This window comes from Mucilaginibacter pineti (assembly GCF_900101875.1).
Taxonomy (GTDB): Bacteria; Bacteroidota; Bacteroidia; order Sphingobacteriales; family Sphingobacteriaceae; genus Mucilaginibacter; species Mucilaginibacter pineti.
The window spans coordinates 1-21,987 of sequence record NZ_FNAI01000015.1 but is presented as its reverse complement, the minus strand read 5'-3'; the positions used below and the strand labels follow the sequence as shown (position 1 = coordinate 21,987).

Genomic DNA, 21,987 nt, shown 5'->3' with positions numbered 1-21,987 from the left:
TTGATAAATATGCATAAGACCAATTTACTGGTAATCAACTCCGGCAGCAGTTCGATCAAATACCAGCTGTTTCAAATGCCTTCGCCGGAACCGGTTTGCAGCGGCCTGATCGAGCGGATCGGCCTGACCGGTGGTATCATCACACATAAGGTCTGGCAGAAAGGCAAGGAAACTACCACTAATCTACAGCAGGATTTAGCCGATCACGAAGCAGGTATGCGGCTGGCTGCCAAATTGCTGACCCAACCGGGAACGGGTATCCTTCGCGACCCGGCCGAAGTCGCCATTGTTGGCCATCGTATTGTACATGGCGGGGAAACGCTCACCAAAACCACCGTCATTACGCCCGAAGTCAAGGCGGAAATTAAAAAGCTCTTCCCATTGGCCCCGCTGCATAATCCGGGGCATTATAAGGGCATCGAGGTCGCAGAAGCCGTATTTAAGCAAGCGACCCAGGTCGCTGTTTTTGACACGGCCTTTCACCAGACCCTGCCCCCCAAAGCCTATCTTTACGCGATACCCGATCATTTTTATAAGGATTTCGGTATCCGGGTCTATGGCTTTCATGGTACCAGTCATAAATATGTATCCGCCAGGGCGATGGAATTTCTGGATAAGCCGGATGCAAGGATCATTAGCATGCACCTGGGTAACGGCTGCAGCATGGCGGCTATACAAGCGGGGCGTTCCCTGGATACCAGCATGGGCCTTACCCCGCTGGACGGACTGGTTATGGGTACGCGCTGCGGAAATATTGACGCCTCGGTGATTTTGTACCTGATCGAACAACAGGGCTATACCTCGGAACGGCTATCGGACCTGCTCAATAAGCAAAGCGGCATGCTGGGCTTAACCGGGCACAGCGATATGCGGGATATCGGCCGGCTGATCAGCGAGGGTGACGAACAAGCCAAACTGGCCTATGAACTCTACGCTTACCGTATTCAAAAATTTATAGGCGCCTATAGCGCCGTTCTTTCCGGCGCCGACGCCATCTTGTTTACCGGGGGCGTGGGCGAGAACGACGTAAGGCTGCGGGAAATGGTTTGCCGGGATATGGACTGGTGCGGGATCGCGCTGGATCCCGAAAAGAACAAATCCGCAGCGCCGGGCATCCGGGAAATCAACACCGCAGGTTCGCGCGTAAAAGTGCTGATCGTTCCCACGAACGAAGAACTGGAGATTGCCCATCAGTGTATGGAGCTATTGCATAAAAAATAAACAAAAGTTGGATTATCCGCGTGCCAGCGCTGCCAGCGCCCGGGTAAAAACCGGTGAACCGTTCAGGCCTTCTACCAGCTGCAGTTCTTCGCCGCCTGCGTCGAGGAAGGCCTTACGGTATTCCAGGCCGATCTCCTGTAGGGTTTCCAGGCAGTCTGCTACGAATGCCGGGCAAAATACCAACAATCTTTTTTTTCCTTCAGCGGCCAGCTGTCTGATCACATCACTGGTATAAGGCTGCAGCCAGGGCTCGCGGCCCAGCCGGCTTTGGAAGCAAACTGTAAAATGGTCAGGCCTTAGCTGCAACTGCCCGGCGATCAGGCTGGCGGTATGATGGCATTGCGCGCTGTAACAATGCCGGTTCTTCGCGTCAAACGTGCTGCAGCAATTCGTTGTTTGGAAACAATGTGCCCGCATGTGATCGCTTTTGAGGAGTTGCCGCTGCGGCAGGCCATGGAAGCTGAACAATATATGATCATACGAATGCGGCTGATATTTCCGCCCGTTCGCAGCGAAAGCGCCGATCAGTAATTCCAGGTCATGAAAGGAGTTGACAAACGAAATTTCAGGGATGACCGGCCAGCGGCTGACCAGGTCCATGACCTGCTGGTGCACCGAGCCGGTCGTGGCGGAGGCATATTGGGGGAACAAGGCAATCACCCGGATCCTGGTGACTTTAGCGTTTTGCAGGTTTGCCATTGCGGCGGCGATGGATGGGTTCCCGTAGCGCATCGCCAGCGCGACTACCCATGTTTCGCCTAATTCCTGCTGTAAGAGCTGCTGTTGCAACCGGCTGTAATGGAGCAATGGCGAGCCATTTTGGGCATCCCAGACCTGGCGGTACAGTGCTGCGGAGCGCGGCCCCCGGAACGGCACGATCAGGCCCCTGACCAGCAGGTTACGCCAGAAGGGATGAACGTCGATCACCCGGCCGTCCATGAGGAATTCCGCCAGGTACCTGCGGACATCCTTTACTGAGGGGCTGTCCGGTGTGCCGAGGTTAACTAATAAAACGCCTTGTTTTGCGGTCATACGGTAAAAAAAGCCGCCGGCAATAACCGACGGCCTTCAACTGTTTAATTAATTATTGAGGAAAGGGCTCACCCTATAAAGACGGCCAGCATGAACAGGTGAATGAACACGCTTAAAGCGAATGCGCCGATAACGACCCGTATGCCGGAGCCACCCATGCCGCAGATCACATTGCCGAAGAACAGGGTCATCGTTACAGCCAGCACGGCGACCGGCGCCTGGTAATAATACATCAACACCGCGGGAATGGGCAGGAACAGAACGCCCTGTGCGATCAGCGATACCAGGAACCAGGCGGTTTTATAAGGGGCCTGGCTGTCGGCAAAGGCCAGCCATTTCGTCCGTAGAGTTAGCGTGTCTTTTTGATTGGTCTTTTCGTTTGCCCATGCGGCGGGCAGGTGTATTTTTAGCGTTGCCATAATAGGAATGTTTTATGGTACAAAATTGCGGGATAAATGCCGGCGGAGCCATGACCGGGCGCATCCGCAAAAATGATCTGCGTCATTTTCTGCTAATGGCAAATGGCCACGCCCGATGCCGGTTTTGCCGGGCTCAGATAGGGAATATCCAGGTTCAATCCGCGAAGAACGAACCAGATACCCAGGCAAACCATCAGGTATGGCATGGCCTTATTGATGCGCTTCCTGATAAGCGGGCCGACAAAGCCTGCGCTGACGGTAGCCAGCAGCATTAAGGGGAAAGTACCGGCGCCGAACCAGAACATATAGGCCGCGGCGCTGAGCGGGGCATCGGTATTGATCGCGCCGGCAAGGGCCAGGTAAACAAACCCGCAGGGTAAAAAACCATTGAGAAGCCCGATGACCAGGTGCCCGGCTTTATGCCGCAGCGCATAGTTTAACAGCCGGCGGACCGGGGCCAGCAAGGGTGACAGGATACGGTTACCGGTCATGCGGAGATTCAAAATACCCGAAAAACCGGCCAGGAGAATAAGCAGGCCGCTGAACAGGCTCACCCCCTGCTGCAGGCCGGCCAGCCATAATTGTTTACCGATGAAACCGATCAGCAGCCCTAAAAAAGAATAAGTCAGTACGCGGCCCAGGTTATACTGGATCTTATCGGCAATGACCAGCCACCAGCGGTCCCGGAACGAGGGCATCGCAAGCGCGAGCGGGCCGCACATGCCGACGCAATGCACGCTGCCGAACAAACCGATAAAAAAGGCGACCGCGTTATTGCTCATTTGATCGTGATCGCTTGCTGGTACAGATAAGCTTTTTGGTTGCTCGTCCATTCCAGTACCAATTGCCATTTACCTTTAGTCAGTGATTCCGTTGCCAGGCTGATCTCCCTCCCGCCGGTATTATCAAGCGCGAAACTCGTATCCCTGGCGTCACTCGCCGGCCGCATGAGTTTTACCCGGCCTTTAACGCTTTGCGGGAAATTGAATTGGATCGAATCGGCACTAACCGTGATCCGGGGCTGTGCATGATCCTTGCTGACCTGCGCCTCCCTGTTGTAATCATGGTCAAAGTTCAATCCGTCTTCGTAGTACTGACGGTCATATTCATCCGCGGGCGAGCGGAACATATAGTAGCTCAGGCCGCTTATAAAAAGCACAAAGGCCAGTAAGATGATGATCGTTGCTTTTCCCCAGTTCATAGTTTAATTGTTTAATGGCGCCACAAAAGTGGTGGTCACCGTTTGCAGGATTTGATTACCGGAACGCAGCTGCAGCCGGACATCGGTTTTGAGTGAAGTCAGTTTGCTGACCGGTATCAGGATAAAAAAGACCGCCTTTACTTCATTGCCTTTGGTGACGATGCCGGGAGCCTGGATATATTTGATCAGGATGGCCGGATCCTCTGCCTTGAGGGTGATCGTCCGGTCTTTATTGGTTTTGTTCGTAATGTCGGCGTTGTAGATATTGCTGATATAACCATTGGGCTGTTCCTGGTACAGCATCCCCGCCCCGCGCATCACGGTGATATCCATATCGCTCCGGCTAAAAATAAAATAACCCATGACCGCCACTAATACCATGATCACCGCACTGTAGCCGATCATTCTGGCGTTAAACGACGGCGTTTTTTTAGCGTGGATCATATCCTCCGAGAAGTACCCGATCAGGTTACGCGGTTTGTGGATCTTGTCCATCACCTCATCGCAGGCATCGATACAAACGGTGCAATTGATGCATTCCATTTGCGTACCGTTCCGGATATCGATACCGGTGGGGCAAACGGCCACGCATAAACTGCAGTCCACGCAATCGCCCGTTGCCAACAGCCCGGTTTTATCCAGTTTTCCACGAGGTTCGCCGCGAGGTTCATTATAGGCGACGACCAGCGTATGCTTATCCATCAATACGCCCTGCAGTCTTCCGTAAGGGCAAATGACCGTACAAACCAGCTCGCGTACCCGGCTGTACACCAGGTAAAAAACACCGGTGAATACCCAGATGCTCAAAAACCCGATCCAATGCTGATCAATGGGTTCAACCATAATTTTTATTAAATTATCACTGCCGATGATATAAGCCAGAAAAGTATTGGCGATCAAAAAGGAGACGATAATGAACAGGAAGTGCTTAATTACTTTTTTTCGGATCTTGGCCTGGTCCCAGGGTCCTTCGTCCAGCTTTTTACTTTGGTTACCGCCGCCTTCGATCCAGATCTCGATCTTGCGGAAAACCATTTCCATAAATATGGTCTGGGGGCAGATCCAGCCGCAGAAGATCCGGCCAAAAGCGATGGTAAACACGACGACGCAAACGACAAACACCAGCGAGGCCAGCATGAACAGGAAAATATCCTGCGGCCAGAACACCTGCCCCAGCAATACAAACTGCCGGTCCATGATATTAAGCAGCAATAAAGGCTGGCCGGCTATCCGCAGGAACGGGCCCGTAAAAAAAAGCAGCAAATAAATATAACTGATCGCGCTGCGCCAGCGGTAATACCTGCCTTTACGCACCAGTGGATAGAGCCATTTCCTTTCCCCGCTATCTTTTGCCTCCAGTAATCCGTTCATGAGCTCAATCCTTTTCTTCCGTTCCCTGCGGTGCTTTGGGGTTAGCCGGGTTTGTCCCGTGCAGGGATTTGACATAATTGACCACCGCCGAGATCTGCCCGGGTGACAAAACCTTTTCCCAGGTCGGCATCCCTTTGGCTAAAACGCCGTATTTGACGGTTTTGAACAGGTCATTGACCTTGTGCCCGTGCAGCCAGAAATTGTCCGTTAAATTAGGGCCTACCATGCCCTGCGCATGATCGCCGTGGCAGGCTACACAGTTCTGTTTGAAAACCGCCTGCCCGGCGGCAAGCACCGCGGGGTCCTTCACCAGTTTGACGGTATTTTCATCAACCTGGTTAGCCGCTTTGCTCAGGTACAGCTTTTTGGCCGCATCGGCCTGCACCATCTCGGTTTTATATTCTTCATATTGCAGTTGCCCGGTATGAAATACATGGTAATTGAGCAGGTAGCCGACCGCGAAAATGATCGTGATATAGAACAGGTACATGAACCAGGCCGGGATCGGGTTATCCAGCTCCTGGATACCATCATAATCATGCGCGATCAACAGTTCTTTTTCTTCTGCTAAGGGCCTTAGCGACAGCAGTTTGTTCCAGACTTCCGCTTTCGGCTTTTTAATTTTTACCGGGTGGAGTTCCGCTTCGATCTGTTCGTCGCTGTAGCCATCCGCTTTCAGCACCAGCCTGGTCACGATGTTAAAGGCCCGCAAAATGACCAGTAAAGCCACAATGATCAGCAGCAGCAGCAGCATGATCGCGCCGTAGCCGATATAATTTTCAACATCACCGGGTATCAGGCTATGGTCATCAGCTGCCAGCGCCGGTTGTACGGCCAGGCAAAGCCCGGCCAGGAGGAGGGTGCGCAAGTATTTCATAAGGGTAAAGATTGAGATGCGTCCGGTGTCCCGTCTTCCAAAGGAAGATCGCCCATATAGTCGATATACTGCTTTTTGGTTATAAAAAGCAGTATGCTCACCACCACGAAGAATACCAGGAATATCCAGAGGGAGAAGATCAGGTACATTTCCTTCCCCGAAACGTCTTTGACAAATTGATCGAACATGACAGTGTTATTTAGTAGTTGTTTTATTTGCTTTAATATCCATGCCCAGCCGTTGCAGGTAGGCCGTAATGGCAATGATCTCTTTCCGGCTGGAAACCCGGATATGGTTTTCCGCCAGGTCCGCCGCAATGGCTTTGGCTTGCCGGTCCAGGTCCCGGTTGGCGATGCGCTCATAACCCGCAGGGTATGGCACACCCACTTTCCGCAGCGCGGCGATCTTGGCAGCGGTGGTGCTGGTATCCAGGTCCTGGGTAAGCAGCCAGTCATAGTTGGGCATGATACTTCCCGGTGACATCAGCCGCGGGTCCATCAGGTGATTATAGTGCCAGGCATTGGGATATTTGCCGCCCACCCGCGCCAGGTCGGGCCCTTTCCTTTCGGAACCCCATAGAAACGGGTGGTCATAAACAAATTCCCCGGCTTTGCTGTATTCGCCGTAGCGTTCCGTTTCTGAACGGAAGGGCCGGACGGTCTGCGAATGACAGCTCACACAGCCTTCGCGGATGTAGAGGTCCCTGCCCTGTAATTCTAAAGAGGTATAGGGTTTCACACTGGCGATCGTCGGGATATTGGAAGAAATGGTTAAGGTCGGCATGATCTCGATAAAGGAGCCGATCAGGATCACGACCAGGGCAAGTACCATAAATTGTATGGGCCTGCGTTCCAGCCTGCGGTGCCAGGTACTTTCTTTAACCATGGCGCTTACCGGTTCCAATGGCATCGCTTGTGCGGGTTCATTGGCCAGTAATTGCCCCTGCAAGGCGGTACGGGTCAGGTTATAAGCCATCACGATCACACCGGTCAGGTACATACCGCCGCCCAGTGAACGGGTAACCCACATCGGTACGATGCGTAATACCGTTTCCAGGAAATTGTATTTCAGGATGCCTTCCGGCGTAAATTCTTTGAGCATCAACCCCTGGGTAAAACCGGCCCAGTATAAAGGGATCACGTAAAATAAGATACCCAATGTGCCGATCCAAAAGTGGAAAGAAGCCAATTTTTTAGAATAAAGTTCGGTACGGTAGATCCTGGGGATCAGCCAGTATAAAATGGCGAAGGTTAAAAAGCCGTTCCAGCCTAAAGCGCCGACGTGTACGTGGGCGATGATCCAGTCACTAAAGTGGGCTATGGCATTAATCTGTTTCAATGCCAGCATCGGGCCTTCGAAGGTAGCCATACCATAGGCGGTCAGGCCAACCACCATAAATTTGAGAATCACATCGTCACGCACCTTGTCCCAGGCGCCCCGCAACGTTAGCAAGCCATTGATCATACCGCCCCAGCTTGGCGCGATCAGCATGATCGAGAATGCCACGCCTAAGGATTGCGCCCAGCCGGGTAAGGTGGTATACAATAAATGGTGAGGCCCTGCCCAGATATAAATAAAGATCAGCGCCCAGAAATGCAGGATACTCAGTTTATAGGAATAGATCGGGCGGTTAGCCATCTTGGGCAAAAAGTAATACATCATCCCCAGGTAAGGCGTGGTCAGGAAGAACGCTACCGCGTTATGCCCGTACCACCACTGCACCAGCGCGTCCTGCACACCGGCATAAACCATATAACTTTTCCAGAAAGTAACAGGTATTTCAACGGAGTTGACAATATGCAGTACCGCGATGGTGACAAAGGTGGCGATGTAAAACCAGATGGCTACATACAGGTGCCTTTCCCGGCGCTTGAATATCGTGCCGAACATGTTCCAGCCAAACACGACCCAGATCACGGTGATCGCGATATCAATCGGCCATTCCAGTTCGGCATATTCATGCGAGGTGGTTAAGCCTAAGGGAAGGGTGATCAGCGCGCTGACGATGATCAACTGCCAGCCCCAGAAATGGATGGCGCTTAGCGTGTCGCTGAACATTCTCGCTTTGAGCAGGCGCTGCAGGGAGTAATAGACCCCCATAAAGATCGCATTGCCGACAAAGGCAAAGATCACCGCATTGGTATGCAGCGGCCTTATCCGGCCAAAGGTGGTGTACTGGTTGTGCATATTCGCGCCCGGATAATAGAGCTGAATAGCGATCAGGAGGCCGATGGTCATGCCGGCGATCCCCCAGATGACGGTCGCTATGCCAAAGTTCCGGACGATCTTGTTGTCGTAGTAAAATTTTTCGGGCTGCATATTTAATTCTTTGATGGTGTAAAATTAGCTGGGGTCATTTTTCCAGGGAATGACCGGGATTAATTAAAATAATGATCGGTATCATTTTTCAGGCGGCGGTTCTTCCTTATCCTCCAGCAGGATCCGCATGGCCGGGGTATACAGGTCATCGTGCTGCCCGCTTTTCTGGGCCCAGAAAAAGCCAGCTAAAAAGATCAATGCGAGCAGGATACTGCAGCCGATCAGGAAATACAGGATCGTCATAGCAGCTTTCTGAATTTGGCCGCCACGCGTGTGGCGATACTGGTAAAGGAAATGATGGTTACGGTGCTGACCGGCATTAATATCGCCGCCGTGAGCGGTGATAACTTCCCGGTAATGGCAAAGCTGAGGCCGACCAGGTTATAGACCAGCGATATGCCGAACGATAGCTGAATGACCTTTACCGTATCTTTCGCAAATTTCAGGAAGGACGGCAGCTGCTCAAAGGAGCGGCCATCCAGGATGGCATCGCTTCCCGGCGAAAAATTATTGATATTTTCCGTTACGGCGATGCCCAGGTCGCTTTGCTTTAAGGCCCCCGAATCGTTCAGCCCGTCGCCGATCATCATGACTTTATTGCCCTGGAGTTGCAGCAGGCGGATATAATCCAACTTTTGCTGCGGCGACTGGTTGAAGTGCAATTGTTCTGCATAACGGAAAAAAGGCAGGAGTTCGGGTAGTTCGTGATCTCCGTCGCCGGAAACTAAATGAAGCTGGTAATCTGTCTGGAGTTCCGCGATCTTTTCCAGTCCCTTTCGGTAATAATGTATAAAGGAAAAATAACCCAGGTAGTTGTCGTCGACCATCAGGTGTACCTGCGTGGTATTCACCTGCGCCCCGCGACAGCCCAATACAAATTGTTCATTCCCGATGCGGACCTGGTGCTGCCGGATACCGGCCAGTATCCCCTTACCCAGGATCTCGGTATAATCCGCTACCTCCAGGCCGTCTTCATGACCGAGATAACGGCAGATCATCCGGCTGAGCGGGTGCCCGGAATTCATGCAAACGCTATAAACCAGTTGCTTTTGCTCCCCGGTCAGCTCCGCCTGCAGGGTCAGGCTGGTAGGATCGCCGGTCGTGATCGTTCCCGTTTTATCCAGGACGATGGTATCTATGCCCGCCAGCTGTTCTACAACAGCGGTGTTTTTTAAATAGAACCGGTTACGGTCAAAGATACTCAGGGCCGCGGACAGGGTGAAGGGCGTGCTTAAAGCGAGCGCACAGGGACAGGCCACGATCAATACGGAAGTAAAAGCGGCAAGGGCCCTGCTGCTATCGGTTTGCAGCCAAAAGAAAAAGGCCGAAAACGCGATGGCCAGCAACACGATGGTAAAATATTTGCTTACTTTTTCATTGAACGAAGGTATCCGGTTTCCTTTCGGCTGGGTAAAGGCTTCATTGTTCCAAAGCTGGGTAAGATAACTCTGGGAAACCGGTTTGATCACTTCCATTTCTATGGCCTGGCCGGTCTGGCGCCCGCCGGCATAAATGATCTCCCCTAAGGTTTTGCTGACCGGTACGGATTCCCCGGTGACAAAACTAAAATCGATCAGCGCCTCTCCTTTTAAGAGGATGGCGTCGGCCGGGATGATCTCCTGGTTACGGATCACGATCCGGTGCCCGGTTTCCAGCTCCGACAGCGGAACCGGCCGTTCTTTTCCATCTGTGATCACTTGCACGGCTACCGGGAAAAAAGAACGGTAATCGCGCTCAAAGGAAATATGGTGATAGGTTTTTTGCTGGACCAGTTTGCCGATCAGCAGGAAAAATACCAGGCCGCAGAGGGTGTCTGCAAATCCCGCCCCGCTATGGGTGAGGATCTCCGCGACGGTACGGATAAACAATACCGCGATACCCAGGGCCAGGGGAAAATCGATATGCAATACTTTATTGCGCAGGTTGTTCCAGGCGGACACAAAATAGCCCCGCCCGCTATAAAATACGATCGGCAACGAAAACAAAATATTGAGCCAGCCAAAAAAATGCCGGAAGGATTGATCGGCTATGGACAAGCCGAAGTATTCTGGAAAACTGAGCAGCATGACGTTGCCAAAGCAAAAACCGGCCACGGCTATTTTCAGCACCAGGTTATCACGCGGAACCGCGTTTTGTTTTTTGATGATATCCTGCAAGCTGATCAGCGGCTCATAGCCAATGTCATCCAGCAGCTCTACCAGTCCCTGCAGGCTGAGCTGGCACTGATCGAACTTGATATTGATCTGCTTTTTCAGGAAATCGACCCGGCAATAATAGATAGCGGGGTTGATCCTGTTCAATTGTTCGAGCAGCCAGAGACAAGAGCTGCAGTGAATATGCGGCAGGTAAAAGGTAACGATCGTTTGCTGCTCATCAGTATAGTCGATCAGCTGACTGACAATCGATGGTTCGCCCAGGTAATCAAAGCGTTTATTTTGTTGTTCCCGGTTCGCGCCGGGGTGGTCGTTATAACTATAATAGCTACAAAGCTGGTTGTCGCGTAATACCTGGTAGACCCCTTTGCAGCCCTGGCAGCAAAAGTCTTTTTCATCGGCCCTGATCCCGGCATCGGGAACTTCGTCCCCACAGTGGTAACAAGTTATTTCTTTTAGCGTTAAGGTCTCCTTCATAGCCAGCTATTTATGGTTCCAAAACTGCGGGTTTAGCCACAGGTAAAGAATGATGAATGACTTAAAAAAATGTGACCTGCATCAGTTTTTAGCCGGGGGCTGCTGCCTAATTTTGACGGCATGAGCCATACATTCCATATCCCCGTGTTAGGGTTGGGGTATTCTATCGATACCCCGCTAAAAGTCGCGCGTTACGGTATTTCTTCCGTGATCTCCATTGTTGATGATGAACTGACGGAAAGGATGCGGGCCTATCATTCGGCCGAAAACCAACTCCGGTATACCCTGATCCCCAAAACCGCGCCGGATGCCCGGGCGAAGCGGATCACCGCCTATCTCAACTTAATTCATGAGCTGGTGGAAAAGCAGTTCCGGGAACTGAAACTACAGGCCTTTACGCCCGGCAACGATATTTGCAGGTATTTTGAGCTCCTGCCCGAAACTTCCCAGCTGCGGCAGGGCTATGACCTGATGCTGGAATACCCCCAGGGTCAACGGAAAGATATCTTTCAAAATTTGTTAAGGGAACTGATGCGGCCCGGTGCGATCGATGTCAACATCATGGCCAAGGTGGATAAAATGAATTTTTCGGCGGATGGGAGCTATCTCGGTGATGAAAACACGGATGCGCTGGCCGCTTTACGCGGTTTTGCAAACAGCAAGCTGCATTCTTCGGTAACGTTGTCCGCGGGCATGAATCCCAGGCTATATAGTTACCTGGAAGCCTTCGGGGATTTCCTGCCGGATGAGGCGGGCGCACTGCAAAAAAAGATCATTCTCAAAGTCAGCGACTTCCGTTCCGCTTTTATCCAGGCGAAGTTCCTGGCAAAAAAGGGTCTATGGGTGTCCGAGTTCCGCGTGGAATCGGGCCTGAACTGCGGCGGCCACGCTTTCGCTACCGAGGGTTACCTGCTGGGGCCCATACTGGAAGAATTTAAACAGAAAAGGGAAGAAATGGCCGCGGAGCTGTTCGGGCTTTATGCCCCTGCCCTGTTACAAAAGGGGATAACAGCCCATCATCATCCGCAACGTTTAAGCGTACAGGGCGGTATCGGGACGGCTGCCGAAAATGCGTTCCTGCTGGACCATTATGCGCTGGACGCGACCGGCTGGGGCAGCCCCTTTCTTTTAGTTCCCGAAGCGACCAACGTGGACGAAGCCACGCTCCTACAGTTGGCAGGCGCGGCGGAAACCGATTTTTACCTGAGCGGCGCCTCGCCTTTGGGGATCCTGTTCAATAACTTTAAAAACAGTTCGATAGAAGAACAGCGCCTGGCGCGGCTGGAAAAAGGCAGGCCGGGCAGCCCTTGTACGAAAAAGTATCTATGTACCAATACGGAATTTACCGAGCAGCCCATTTGCACGGCCTCAAGGGAATACCAGCATCTGAAAATACAGCAATTGCAGGCAATTGAATTGCCGGCGGCCGACTATCAGCAGCAATTTAACGTAATTACCGAAAAGATCTGCCTGTGTGAAGGCTTGTGTTCCTCCACTTATCTGAAATACGGGATCGAAAGGCCCCGGGAAAATAACGCGGTAGCCATCTGCCCCGGACCCAACCTGGCCTATTTCAGCAGGATCTACAGCCTGGAGGAAATGGTCAAACATATCTACGGCCAGGTTAACTTACTGGATCAGATCAAACGCCCGCACGTATTTATCAAAGAACTGGAGCTCTATATCGATTACCTGCAAAAAGATCTGCAGGCGCATTTAAAGGACCTGACGGAGAAGAAGCAAAAGCAGCTGACTAAGTTTAAAGAACAACTGCTGTCAGGGATAAGCTATTATAAACAGCTCTGGAACGAATGGCCCCTGCCCCAGTTCGGTATTTATGACCTGGCGCTGGCGGAAACGAAACTGAACAATACGTTGATATAAGGAACAGAACCATGTTAGGGACACTAAACGATAAAAAGCTCGAAGAACTTTTACAAACAAAATTACTGGGCCGCATCGGCTGCCATGCAGATGGGATCACTTATGTCGTTCCTGTTCATTACGTGTACGAAACCCCTTTTATTTACGCGCATTCTTCAGATGGCTTAAAGATCAGCCTGATGCGCAAAAACCCGGAGGTCTGCTTTGAAGTGGATGATATCCGTGATTTTTTTAACTGGCAATCCGTGATCTGCTGGGGTACTTTTGAAGAAATCAAAGATATGGATGAACAGCAGCGGGTGATGCAAAAGCTCATCGACCGGATCGAACCGTTCCTGTCCGGGAAGGAAGATGCACATCCTTCACATGGCATCGCCGACCTGGCCAGTGAGATCGGCACCACCAAGGACCTGGTGCTTTACCGGCTGAAACTTCATCAAAAAACAGGCAAGTTCGAGCACCGGGATTTAACACCTGCCTCCGGACAGGAACATTAAGTTAAAGCGAAAAAAGGCAGGGCATTTGGTTATCTTTGGAGATAAAGAATATGTTAAGGCACCAAGGAACCAAACGAACCTACGCGCATAATGTGAAACTGGCTTCACTGCTGGGCATTACGGCCGGATTTGTCAACGCGGCGGGCTTTTTAGGATTTGCCGTGTTAACGACCAACGTTACCGGCCACGCGGCCCTGTTCGCTGAACGGATCGCTTTCCAGGACTGGGCCACTGCCCGGGTGGTAGCGTTATGGATGTTTTTATTTTTAGCCGGCGCTTTTGTTTCCAGCCTGATCGTTTCCCGTATCGGCCGCAACCAGCAGTATTCTTATGTCATCCCGATCCTGATCGAGACGGTTATTTTACTAACCGTCGCGCTGCTGGGCCACCGTTACAATGGCAGCCTGGTGGACAAAGAACTGTTCGCCGGCAGCCTGCTCTTTGCGATGGGTTTACAAAACGCGCTGGTTTCACTGGTTTCCGGTTCGGTCGTACGGACCACGCATTTAACGGGCACCTTTACCGACCTGGGTATCGAACTGGCCCAGGCGCTGCAGCAAAAAACCGAAGAACGGCCCTTGCTGCTATCCCGTATCAAGCTGCGCCTGGCCATCATCTTTTTCTTTATGTGCGGCGCCGTTGGCGGCGCGTACCTGTTCCATGCCAAAGGGTTTTATGCTTTCCTGGTACCGGTAGCCATCCTGGTTTACACGCTGGTCTACGATGTGTTAAGGATCCGGTTGAAGCGTTTTTACCACCATTGGCAAAATAAAATTGGAGAAAAAAAATAAACATTTGGCTTTTTAATGCTCAGTACATCGCCTTTTCATGCGATTTTTTAAGCAGCGGATAATGGTTCTTTTACCAGAGGGCGATGAACTTATCGGTATGTCCCCATTTGAGCTTGTAATAGTTCTCAATGGTCAGCGGATTTTCCTGTGCCCAAAGCGCAGTGCTGCATAACAGGAATACTAATATCAGGTTGATCTTTTTTATCGTTAGTTGTTTCGAGGTGCGAGGGCGGATTCGAACCGCCTTAAAAAGGTTTTGCAGACCATCACCTAACCACTCGGCCAATCCACGAAGTGTAAAGCTTGCTGTGTATGTATTGCTGCGTGTTCTGTGGAGGCACATCAACTTCTATTAATGGAAATATTTGACAGACTAACAGATACGATTGATCTTATCGTTCAAGCAAGTGTTCATTAGTAAATTTGTCTAAAGCATCCTGCTAACCGAAAACTTTTTGGGTTTCATTCCAAAATACTGTTCAAAAACCCGTGAAAAATGACTAAGGTTTGTAAATCCTAATTGGTAGCCGACATCCGAAACAGTCAGCCGTTTTTCTATAAGTAATCTGGCTGCCTCCTGCATGCGTGAACTTTGATAATATTCAAAGACACCTTTACCAAAGGTTTGTCTAAATATTTTGCGGAGTTTAGGCTCACTCATATGGGCGTTTTTAGCTAAAGTTGCAATATTAAGGGGAGTATCAAAGTGGGATTGTAAGAACAATTTAATACCATAAATTGCTTTAATATCATTGATATGTATGCTACTTGCCGGTACAGCATCCCTCTGCAACAACAAGGCAAAAATGTAACACAACAATTCCTCGCATTTTATTTTGAAATAATGACTTTCAAGGCTTTCAGGAACAGGTTGGTGTAACATTTCGGAAGCTGTTTTGATTATCTCAGGCGACACATCTGTTTCGAACAGAAAATTATCCTTAGCCTCTAAAACGGTTTGAACTATCGGGTGACCTATTTTACCAAAGAGCTGACGAAGATGCTGCTTAGAAACTGCCATTGTCACGCTTCCGAAAATAGTATGTGAAGGCATTGTCATAACAGAAGAAAAAGCGTGTGCGCAAATTTGAACATTAGGCTGTTCCATGGACATCTGCTTTTCTGGATGCACAGGCGAAGGAAAAACACCGCTTAACAGGAAAATAACATCGTCTTTAAAATTAGCAAGTTCGTTAGTCCTTTCAATAAGAACGTCTTCTTTTAAATAATAATTACGGATCATCATGCGCAAGTCCTGACCCCAGGAAATACCTGTCATATACCCGCCGCCAATGTTTTCTGGAATATACACGAACCTGCCTTGGACAGTAGCTCCCAAGGCTTGAGCAAATTTAAGCATGATACCCGAGCCATCGTCAGTAAGTGATAATTTCATTTGCGACTATTTTAATATTGATATAGGCTATTTTTATTTCAAAAGTAACCACAATTTTGTACTATAAACAATGGCTACTTAAAATACATCGATGATGTTACTAAAAAATAAAAATATAGCGATTATAGGCGGCGGTCCGGGAGGTCTGACACTTGCGCGACTGTTACAACTTAAAGGAGCGAATGTAAAAGTCTATGAAAGGGATTTTAATCGGGAGGTGCGCGTACAAGGAGCAACTCTTGACCTTCATGCTGAGACAGGATTAAAGGCGTTGGATGAAGCAGCTTTAATGGATGCTTTCAAGGCAAACTACCGGCCGGATAACGACAAGCTGCGTGTGCTGGATGAGGATTTAAATATAATCTATGATCAGCATGCTGAAATAGATAGTGTCGATTTTGGGCATGAACACTTCAGGCCCGAAATTGACCGGGGGCCCTTAAGAGATATTTTACTGGATTCCTTGAAGCCAGATACTGTTGTTTGGAACAGTCATATAATTTCTCTCGAAAGCGTTGATCAAAGTTGGAAAATAACATTTCAAAATGGCAGCACTGCTATTGCAGATATTGTTATTGGTGCAGATGGGGCTAATTCTAAAATTCGAAAATATGTTACCCCGATCAAACCATTTTACACCGGAGTTACGGTACTGATTGGCAATATTCCGTTTTCAGAAAAAAATGCGCCAACCCTTCACGAGTTATTAAAAGGCGGTAAGGTAATGGCGCTTGGCGCTTCAAAAACAATTAGTCTAAGCGAAAAAGGCGATGGAAGCCTCGACTTTTATATTGGGTATCATAAAGATGAAAACTGGAGCGTCACGAGCGGTATTGATTTTAATGATAACGCACAGGTGCTAAATTGGTTCAAAGATGAATTTGCTGGCTGGAATAGCGATTGGCACGAATTATTTGCAACTGAAGGCGTAATGTTTATACCCAGGCCACTATACTGTATGCCCCTGGATCAAACATGGGATGCCCAGCCCAATATCACTATTATAGGCGATGCAGCACATCTTATGCCTCCCTATGCCGGGGAAGGCGTGAATATGGCAATGCTTGATGCCTTGCAATTGAGCGAAAGCCTGTCCGACAATCGCTTTACCAGTTTAAGATCTGCAATAGCTAATTATGAAAAACAGATGTTTGTACGGTTTTCTGAAATGGGCAAAATCACACTCGATAACACTGATGCTATGCACTCAAGCGAAGGAAAAGAAAGTCTACTGAAAATAATTGGCCTGGCTCAAAATGATGATCATTCAAAATAAGACAATATTGGTGATTGAAGCCACCGGTTCACAGGGAACGGGCATTGTCAATTCCGTCATTGGTACAAAATATTTTTATGTAAAAGCTGCCACCCTAAACCTGCACATGTTCAAGTCACTTTTGACGAATGGCTAACCCAAGCAAACATAAAAGATAAACAGTATAAAAGTAATAAATCTATAAAAAGGCAAATAAATAACTTATGAAAATATTTATGACAGGCGTTTCCGGCTACATAGGCGGAGCCATTGCAGCAAAATTAATTGAAAATGGAATTGAAGTCCGGGGACTGGTACGCGAGCAGGAAAAGGCTGGCCTGCTGGCAGCAAGGGGTATAACCCCGGTACTTGGAAGCCTTGATGATTCAGATCTTCTAACTCAGGAAGCCCGATCATCAGACGGCGTAATCAACACTGCCGATAGCGATCATCGTGGGGCGATTAAGGCATTAATTGAAGGTCTGGCAGGATCGGATAAGCCCTTATTGCATACCAGTGGTACTGGCTTATATGCCGATGATGCCAAGGGTGAGTATCGATCAAAGGTAATATACGATGACAGCAGTAAATTAACGCCGGAACCGCCGGCTGACGAAGACGAAAACGGAGGCCCCGGGGGTAACCGCGCTGCGATCGATCAGCTTGTACGTGATGCGGGAAAGCGTGGAATACGCTCCGTTGTGCTATGCAACACCAATATATACGGTTGGGGTAATGGCATAAAAAGAGAAAGCATACAAGTGCCCTGGCTGATCAGAGAAGCTATCAAAATTGAATCTGCTAATTATATTGGGAAAGGTGAGAACATATGGTCGAATGTACATATTGATGACCTTGTTGATCTCTATATTCTTGCATTGGAAAAAGCCGTAGCAGGAAGTTTTCTTTTCGTTGAAAATGGCGAAACTTCGTTTGCGGATACTGCTGAGGCTATAGCTAAAAGATTTAACCTGGAAGGGCCAAGATCATGGTCAGTAGAACAGGCAACCGAACAATGCGGTTTTATTTATGCTTTTCTTTTCGGTTCAAATAGCAGAGTCAGGTCGATACGGGCGAGAGCTGAACTAAATTGGCAGCCGAAAGGCAAATCGTTAAGTGAATGGATTGAAACAGAGGCTTAATTAAGGGTTCGTGAAAATTTAAAGTATTTAATACAGACAGAGATAAACTAAAAACCTGTTTAACAGAACAAAAATGGATTTAAAATTAAATGGTAAAGTAGCAATTGTTACCGGAGCTTCCCGAAATATCGGTGCTGGTATTGCCAAAGGTCTTACAATGGAGGGCGTAAAGGTAGTTGTAAACTATGCTGGCAGCAAAGAACGTGCTGAACAGGTAGTCGCGGACATAAAAAGTGATGGCGGAGAAGCGGTCGCTATTAAAGCGAATGTAACTGTAGCAGCAGAAGTAAAAAAGCTTTTTGAAGAGACGGTAAATATTTTTGGCAAGGTTGACATCGTGGTAAATAATGCCGGAATTTATGAATTCAATCCAATTCAGGACATTACGGAAGAGCAATTTCAAAGGCATTTTAATACAAATGTGCTTGGGCCCATTTTCACAACTCAACAAGCTATGATTTTCTTTTCGGAAGCCGGTGGCAATATTATAAATATCAGTTCCGGCGCAAGTGAAAATCCAGAAGCGGAGACTTGCCTTTACAGCGCTACCAAAGCCGCTCTTGATGTGTTGACCAAAGGTTTGACAAAAGAGTTGTCCAGCCGCAACATTAGAATAAATACCTTAGCTCCCGGAGTTATGGAAACAGAGGGGGTGCAGGCTGGTGAAGACGAAATGGAAAAACATATTATTGAAATGACACCGCTCGGGCGACTGGGAAAAGTAGAAGATATAGCTAAGATAGTTGTGCTTCTCGCTTCTGACGCAACGGGCTGGATTGCCGGTGATCGCATCAATGCTTCGGGTGGGCTATTCATGTAAATCTTGCCTTTAGAGCGAAAGTAATTAATGTGTATAAAATGAATTCTGTATGGATAATTTGAATAAAGTCTTTGATAGTCAGCCTGGTTCTGTAATTAAAATGAAAGCTAATCCAGGCAAGGGTTCTGCCTTGTTAACCTTAACAACTAAATTGTTTGCGATGTCGGAGGCTATAGACCGATGGCTAATATTTAAAGACGATGCCGATCCGGATACATTATGGTTCTTCGAAACATTTAAAAATGAAGATGCGGTTCTTCGCCACCAGGAAAACCGAGCTGTTCAGGAAGGCCATGATGAAGTAATGGCACTTCTTGCTGAGCCACCGTTACATGTTGCTGTACATACTGTAGCCACAAATTGAGTTATGAGGTAGAAACGTTTATCACTTGTCGGATTTCAATACATTTTAATTGTCGCCTTGTGGACAAACAGCCAGATTTTGATGGATATGTTTGGTCGCAAGGCCATTAGCATAAATTCGTTGTTTATTATTTGCGGCCAGGGGCAGCTCGTGGTCGGTGTGTGTCTCGTCCTGGTTTTACTTGTCGTTTTTGAGTAGTAATACTGGAATCAGTTTACACCGATATTTCATTAGTCCTGATTTTACTTTACAAGGTACGTTTTTTATTTTCTTAATAGCTGGAAGCTTACCTCTTATTGTTTCTTTTTTTGCTTCTTTTTTTCTTTTTGCCAGCACAATCTTAAATGTTGGTAACGTGATTTTCCTCCTTTCCCTTTTTTGGTCGTGGGTATCCCTTCCACCGCTTTTTGATTTCACCAGACATGCCATGAGCCTAATCCGGCGTATAGTTTAGGCTTGCATGAGGGCGCAGATGGATTTGCCAATATATTAGTTTTACTGGAAAGTCTCTTGAGTACGTTTCGAGTTGCCGACAGGAGTTTAACACCCAAAATTCAAGGTGCTCTATCATATGAAATCAAACAGCTACTTCGTTTAACAAAAATAGGCTGCTTATCAGCTCAGCAAACCACCATCTGGTTTGTATATTTCTTCAGATGTTACCGTCAAAATTGTCTTACATATACTTCCATTAGATAAGCAATCAATGCCGGACCAGAGCATGTTACTTTTATAACCTAAGCTGATTCCTGTTCTTCTTGCTCAATCAATGAAACTAAATAGATCATGCCTGTTCCCAAACAGGCCATTACCAGGAAAGCCCACTTCATGCTCGTCGATTGTGAGATAAATCCAATCAACGGGGGAACCATCAAAAAACCTAAGTAACCGATAGTTGAAATAGAGGCTAAGGCTGAACCGCCGCTTAGCGATTTTGACTTACCTGCCAGACTGAATACTAATGGAACAACGCACGAAACGCCGATACCAATTAAAAAGTAACTAAAAAACGATAGGTAAATGTTTTGCATAAAGAAACAAGATAGGAATCCGATGCAAATAAATACTCCGCTTACGAAGAGGATGCGTTTTATACCTACCTTGAGGACAAAGTAATCGCCAAATAACCTGCCAGTCGTTACTGCCGCCATAAAGACAACAAAAGCAGCTGTTGCCACCGATTTTGTGGCGTGAAGTTGGCTCTGAAAATAAAGCCCGCTCCAGTCGTACATTGTATTCTCGCAGGCCATTGATACAAAACATATGAGTGAAAACTTCAATAGTACTTTGTCAGGCAAAACGAAAAACGGCTTTTTATCTTTTGCAGGTTCGTCTTGCAATGTCGAAGGATAAAACCATGCGGTCAAAGTCAATAAAAAAATAGCTGCGCCCAACAAGTGAGCTACGGGAACCACGTTAAAATAAACCATCAAATAACCGACTGCAGCGCCCGTGAACCCTGCCACGCTCCATACAGCATGAAACGTGGTCATGATCGATCTGTTATAGAGGCGCTGAACACCTAATGCCTGCGCATTCGAAGAAAGATTTAGTAAATTTCTGGAAGCGCCAAAAAATAACAAGATTATTGCCAATTGCCATGAGAAGGCTGTAAGTCCGGGTAAGCATAATACGATGGCGTAGCAGATAGCGCCTATGAGCATAATATATCTGCTGCTGAATTTGTTTAACAACCTGCCGGTAAAGGGCATGGTAATCATCAGTCCTACAGGCAATGCAAATAATAAGACACCAAGTTGAGCGTCACTCAGGTGGAGTTGTTGTTTAACGGTTGGAATCCGCGAAGCCCATGAAGAATAACCAAATCCTGATATGAAGAAAAATACGCTGTTCGCTAACCGATACTTTTTAGGATTTTGTGCCAACTTTGTTCATTATTCGTCCTACATTTATTCAAAACTACTTCAAATTGAATTAAGAAAAAAGTGGATTGGTACTTTTTTAATTGGACGGATTTAATGATTTAAAGGTTAGTACAATGGCGGACGTTTCGTCAACAAAGCTAAGTGATGTCCGTTTGCGATGAAAGGCTGTGATGTCGTACTAATTCTGTTAAGCCCATTGACCAGGGGGAGGGGCCATTTCTTTCAGAAAAATAAATGCACCACGTATCTTGGAAAAAAGCATAACCAATGGAATCTTATCCTCGGTGGGTGTCGGCAGCTCGTGGAAATACGCGCCATGGTATGTTAAGCTGCTGGTTAACTTAACGAATTTCAAAGTTATTTTTGCTGACCATAATGCGCAGGAAAAGTTAATTCAAGCATCGGGAACGAACTACGACCATCTCCAGGCCCGTCGGACTGACTGAAAAAGCAACTATGGGAACGGTAATAATTACATATGACCATACACCTAAACCATTCCAAATGAGCCGCAAATCGCTGACTAAATTCTTTATTGATAATTTATATAGTGAAACTTACATGGTGAAAACGCCTATGCTGTCAGAAAAATAATTTTTTAGATCTATTCTCTTTCTTATTTTGAGGAATAACACGCAGGATACCTACTGCAGTCAATCGGGAAATAATTTTGCGGTCTGCCTTGCGCCGCAATATCAGGCTAAAAGAACCCACCGCTCACGAGCAACAGGATATTTAAATTATATATTCAACAGTGTGTTTATTAGGATAATCAAAAGCAACAGCGTCTCTCGAACTATTTCAAAATAGTTTAAAGTATTTTCCTGTGTCGTTCGTCTTTATGGATATGTCAAACGTATTATTCTTAGGAATGCCTTCCCA

21 protein-coding genes and 1 tRNA gene are annotated in these 21,987 nt (G+C 48.0%); 8 read left to right on the top strand and 14 right to left on the bottom strand.

From position 1 onward, the window contains the following. Positions 1 to 9 precede the first annotated feature (9 nt). The gene (locus tag BLS59_RS24755) at positions 10 to 1,221 is read left to right on the top strand and encodes an acetate/propionate family kinase (protein ID WP_091154002.1); all 1,212 of its coding nucleotides are present in this window, start codon (positions 10 to 12) and stop codon (positions 1,219 to 1,221) included. 12 nt (positions 1,222 to 1,233) lie between these two features. Here the strand turns inward: BLS59_RS24755 and hemH are convergent, their stop codons facing one another. From hemH to BLS59_RS24705, 10 genes are all read right to left on the bottom strand, one after another. Continuing rightward, complete coding sequence (gene hemH / locus BLS59_RS24750; protein ID WP_091153994.1) at positions 1,234 to 2,253, bottom strand: ferrochelatase; 1,020 nt, start codon at positions 2,251 to 2,253, stop codon at positions 1,234 to 1,236. A 68-nt stretch (positions 2,254 to 2,321) separates the two neighbouring features. Next, entirely contained in the window at positions 2,322 to 2,672 is a 351-nt protein-coding gene (locus BLS59_RS24745) for a hypothetical protein (protein ID WP_091153991.1), read from the bottom strand. A gap of 92 nt (positions 2,673 to 2,764) precedes the next feature. Continuing rightward, positions 2,765 to 3,454: a sulfite exporter TauE/SafE family protein gene (locus tag BLS59_RS24740; RefSeq protein ID WP_091153989.1), complete on the bottom strand. Its 690-nt coding sequence runs from the start codon at positions 3,452 to 3,454 to the stop codon at positions 2,765 to 2,767. Continuing rightward, positions 3,451 to 3,873, bottom strand: coding sequence for a FixH family protein (locus tag BLS59_RS24735; RefSeq protein WP_091153986.1), 423 nt, complete (start codon positions 3,871 to 3,873; stop codon positions 3,451 to 3,453). The genes BLS59_RS24740 and BLS59_RS24735 overlap by 4 nt, the downstream gene beginning before the upstream one ends. Before the next feature lie 3 nt (positions 3,874 to 3,876). Then, a complete protein-coding gene (gene ccoG, locus BLS59_RS24730) occupies positions 3,877 to 5,244 on the bottom strand; it encodes a cytochrome c oxidase accessory protein CcoG (RefSeq protein ID WP_091153982.1) in 1,368 nt (455 codons plus the stop codon). Between the two features lie 4 nt (positions 5,245 to 5,248). Then, positions 5,249 to 6,121 carry a cbb3-type cytochrome c oxidase N-terminal domain-containing protein gene (locus BLS59_RS24725; RefSeq protein WP_091153978.1) on the bottom strand — a complete coding sequence of 291 codons (873 nt, stop codon included), beginning with the start codon at positions 6,119 to 6,121 and terminating at the stop codon, positions 5,249 to 5,251. Continuing rightward, positions 6,118 to 6,309 (bottom strand): hypothetical protein, encoded by a 192-nt coding sequence (locus BLS59_RS24720; RefSeq protein ID WP_091153975.1) that lies wholly within the window; start codon positions 6,307 to 6,309, stop codon positions 6,118 to 6,120. The genes BLS59_RS24725 and BLS59_RS24720 overlap by 4 nt, the downstream gene beginning before the upstream one ends. Positions 6,310 to 6,316: 7 nt before the next feature. After that, complete coding sequence (gene ccoN, locus BLS59_RS24715) at positions 6,317 to 8,440, bottom strand: cytochrome-c oxidase, cbb3-type subunit I (protein ID WP_091153969.1); 2,124 nt, start codon at positions 8,438 to 8,440, stop codon at positions 6,317 to 6,319. Positions 8,441 to 8,521: 81 nt separating this feature from the next. Further along, positions 8,522 to 8,683 (bottom strand): cbb3-type cytochrome oxidase assembly protein CcoS, encoded by a 162-nt coding sequence (gene ccoS, locus BLS59_RS24710; RefSeq protein WP_091153966.1) that lies wholly within the window; start codon positions 8,681 to 8,683, stop codon positions 8,522 to 8,524. Further along, entirely contained in the window at positions 8,680 to 11,070 is a 2,391-nt protein-coding gene (locus BLS59_RS24705; protein WP_091153964.1) for a heavy metal translocating P-type ATPase, read from the bottom strand. Before BLS59_RS24705 ends, ccoS begins: the two co-directional genes overlap by 4 nt. A gap of 120 nt (positions 11,071 to 11,190) precedes the next feature. On the opposite strand from BLS59_RS24705, the gene BLS59_RS24700 reads away from it, so the two are divergent. From BLS59_RS24700 to BLS59_RS24690, 3 genes are all read left to right on the top strand, one after another. Further along, complete coding sequence (locus BLS59_RS24700) at positions 11,191 to 12,954, top strand: hypothetical protein (RefSeq protein ID WP_091153961.1); 1,764 nt, start codon at positions 11,191 to 11,193, stop codon at positions 12,952 to 12,954. A gap of 11 nt (positions 12,955 to 12,965) precedes the next feature. Next, on the top strand, positions 12,966 to 13,451 hold the full coding sequence (locus BLS59_RS24695) for a pyridoxamine 5'-phosphate oxidase family protein (RefSeq protein WP_091153958.1): 486 nt from the start codon (positions 12,966 to 12,968) through the stop codon (positions 13,449 to 13,451). 92 nt (positions 13,452 to 13,543) lie between these two features. Then, entirely contained in the window at positions 13,544 to 14,242 is a 699-nt protein-coding gene (locus tag BLS59_RS24690) for a YoaK family protein (protein ID WP_240315332.1), read from the top strand. Between the two features lie 219 nt (positions 14,243 to 14,461). On the opposite strand, the gene BLS59_RS31825 is transcribed toward BLS59_RS24690, so the two are convergent. Together BLS59_RS31825 and BLS59_RS24680 are read right to left on the bottom strand one after the other, a co-directional pair. Continuing rightward, a tRNA-Cys gene (locus BLS59_RS31825) sits at positions 14,462 to 14,531 on the bottom strand. A gap of 138 nt (positions 14,532 to 14,669) precedes the next feature. After that, positions 14,670 to 15,638 carry a helix-turn-helix transcriptional regulator gene (locus tag BLS59_RS24680; RefSeq protein ID WP_091153946.1) on the bottom strand — a complete coding sequence of 323 codons (969 nt, stop codon included), beginning with the start codon at positions 15,636 to 15,638 and terminating at the stop codon, positions 14,670 to 14,672. A gap of 91 nt (positions 15,639 to 15,729) precedes the next feature. Here BLS59_RS24680 and BLS59_RS24675 point away from each other — a divergent pair, with 91 nt between their 5' ends. From BLS59_RS24675 to BLS59_RS24660, 4 genes are all read left to right on the top strand, one after another. Beyond that, positions 15,730 to 16,914, top strand: a complete 1,185-nt coding sequence (locus BLS59_RS24675) for an FAD-dependent oxidoreductase (protein ID WP_240315331.1) — start codon at positions 15,730 to 15,732, stop codon at positions 16,912 to 16,914. A 203-nt stretch (positions 16,915 to 17,117) separates the two neighbouring features. After that, entirely contained in the window at positions 17,118 to 18,035 is a 918-nt protein-coding gene (locus BLS59_RS24670; RefSeq protein ID WP_091153943.1) for an NAD-dependent epimerase/dehydratase family protein, read from the top strand. Positions 18,036 to 18,108: 73 nt separating this feature from the next. After that, on the top strand, positions 18,109 to 18,855 hold the full coding sequence (locus BLS59_RS24665) for an SDR family NAD(P)-dependent oxidoreductase (protein WP_091153939.1): 747 nt from the start codon (positions 18,109 to 18,111) through the stop codon (positions 18,853 to 18,855). Positions 18,856 to 18,904: 49 nt separating this feature from the next. Continuing rightward, on the top strand, positions 18,905 to 19,219 hold the full coding sequence (locus BLS59_RS24660) for a putative quinol monooxygenase (protein ID WP_091153936.1): 315 nt from the start codon (positions 18,905 to 18,907) through the stop codon (positions 19,217 to 19,219). A gap of 177 nt (positions 19,220 to 19,396) precedes the next feature. Here BLS59_RS24660 and BLS59_RS31820 read toward each other — a convergent pair whose 3' ends face one another. Together BLS59_RS31820 and BLS59_RS24650 are read right to left on the bottom strand one after the other, a co-directional pair. Continuing rightward, the gene (locus BLS59_RS31820; RefSeq protein WP_162842768.1) at positions 19,397 to 19,555 is read right to left on the bottom strand and encodes a hypothetical protein; all 159 of its coding nucleotides are present in this window, start codon (positions 19,553 to 19,555) and stop codon (positions 19,397 to 19,399) included. A 401-nt stretch (positions 19,556 to 19,956) separates the two neighbouring features. Beyond that, positions 19,957 to 21,105, bottom strand: a complete 1,149-nt coding sequence (locus BLS59_RS24650; RefSeq protein ID WP_091153928.1) for an MFS transporter — start codon at positions 21,103 to 21,105, stop codon at positions 19,957 to 19,959. Positions 21,106 to 21,987: the final 882 nt, after the last annotated feature.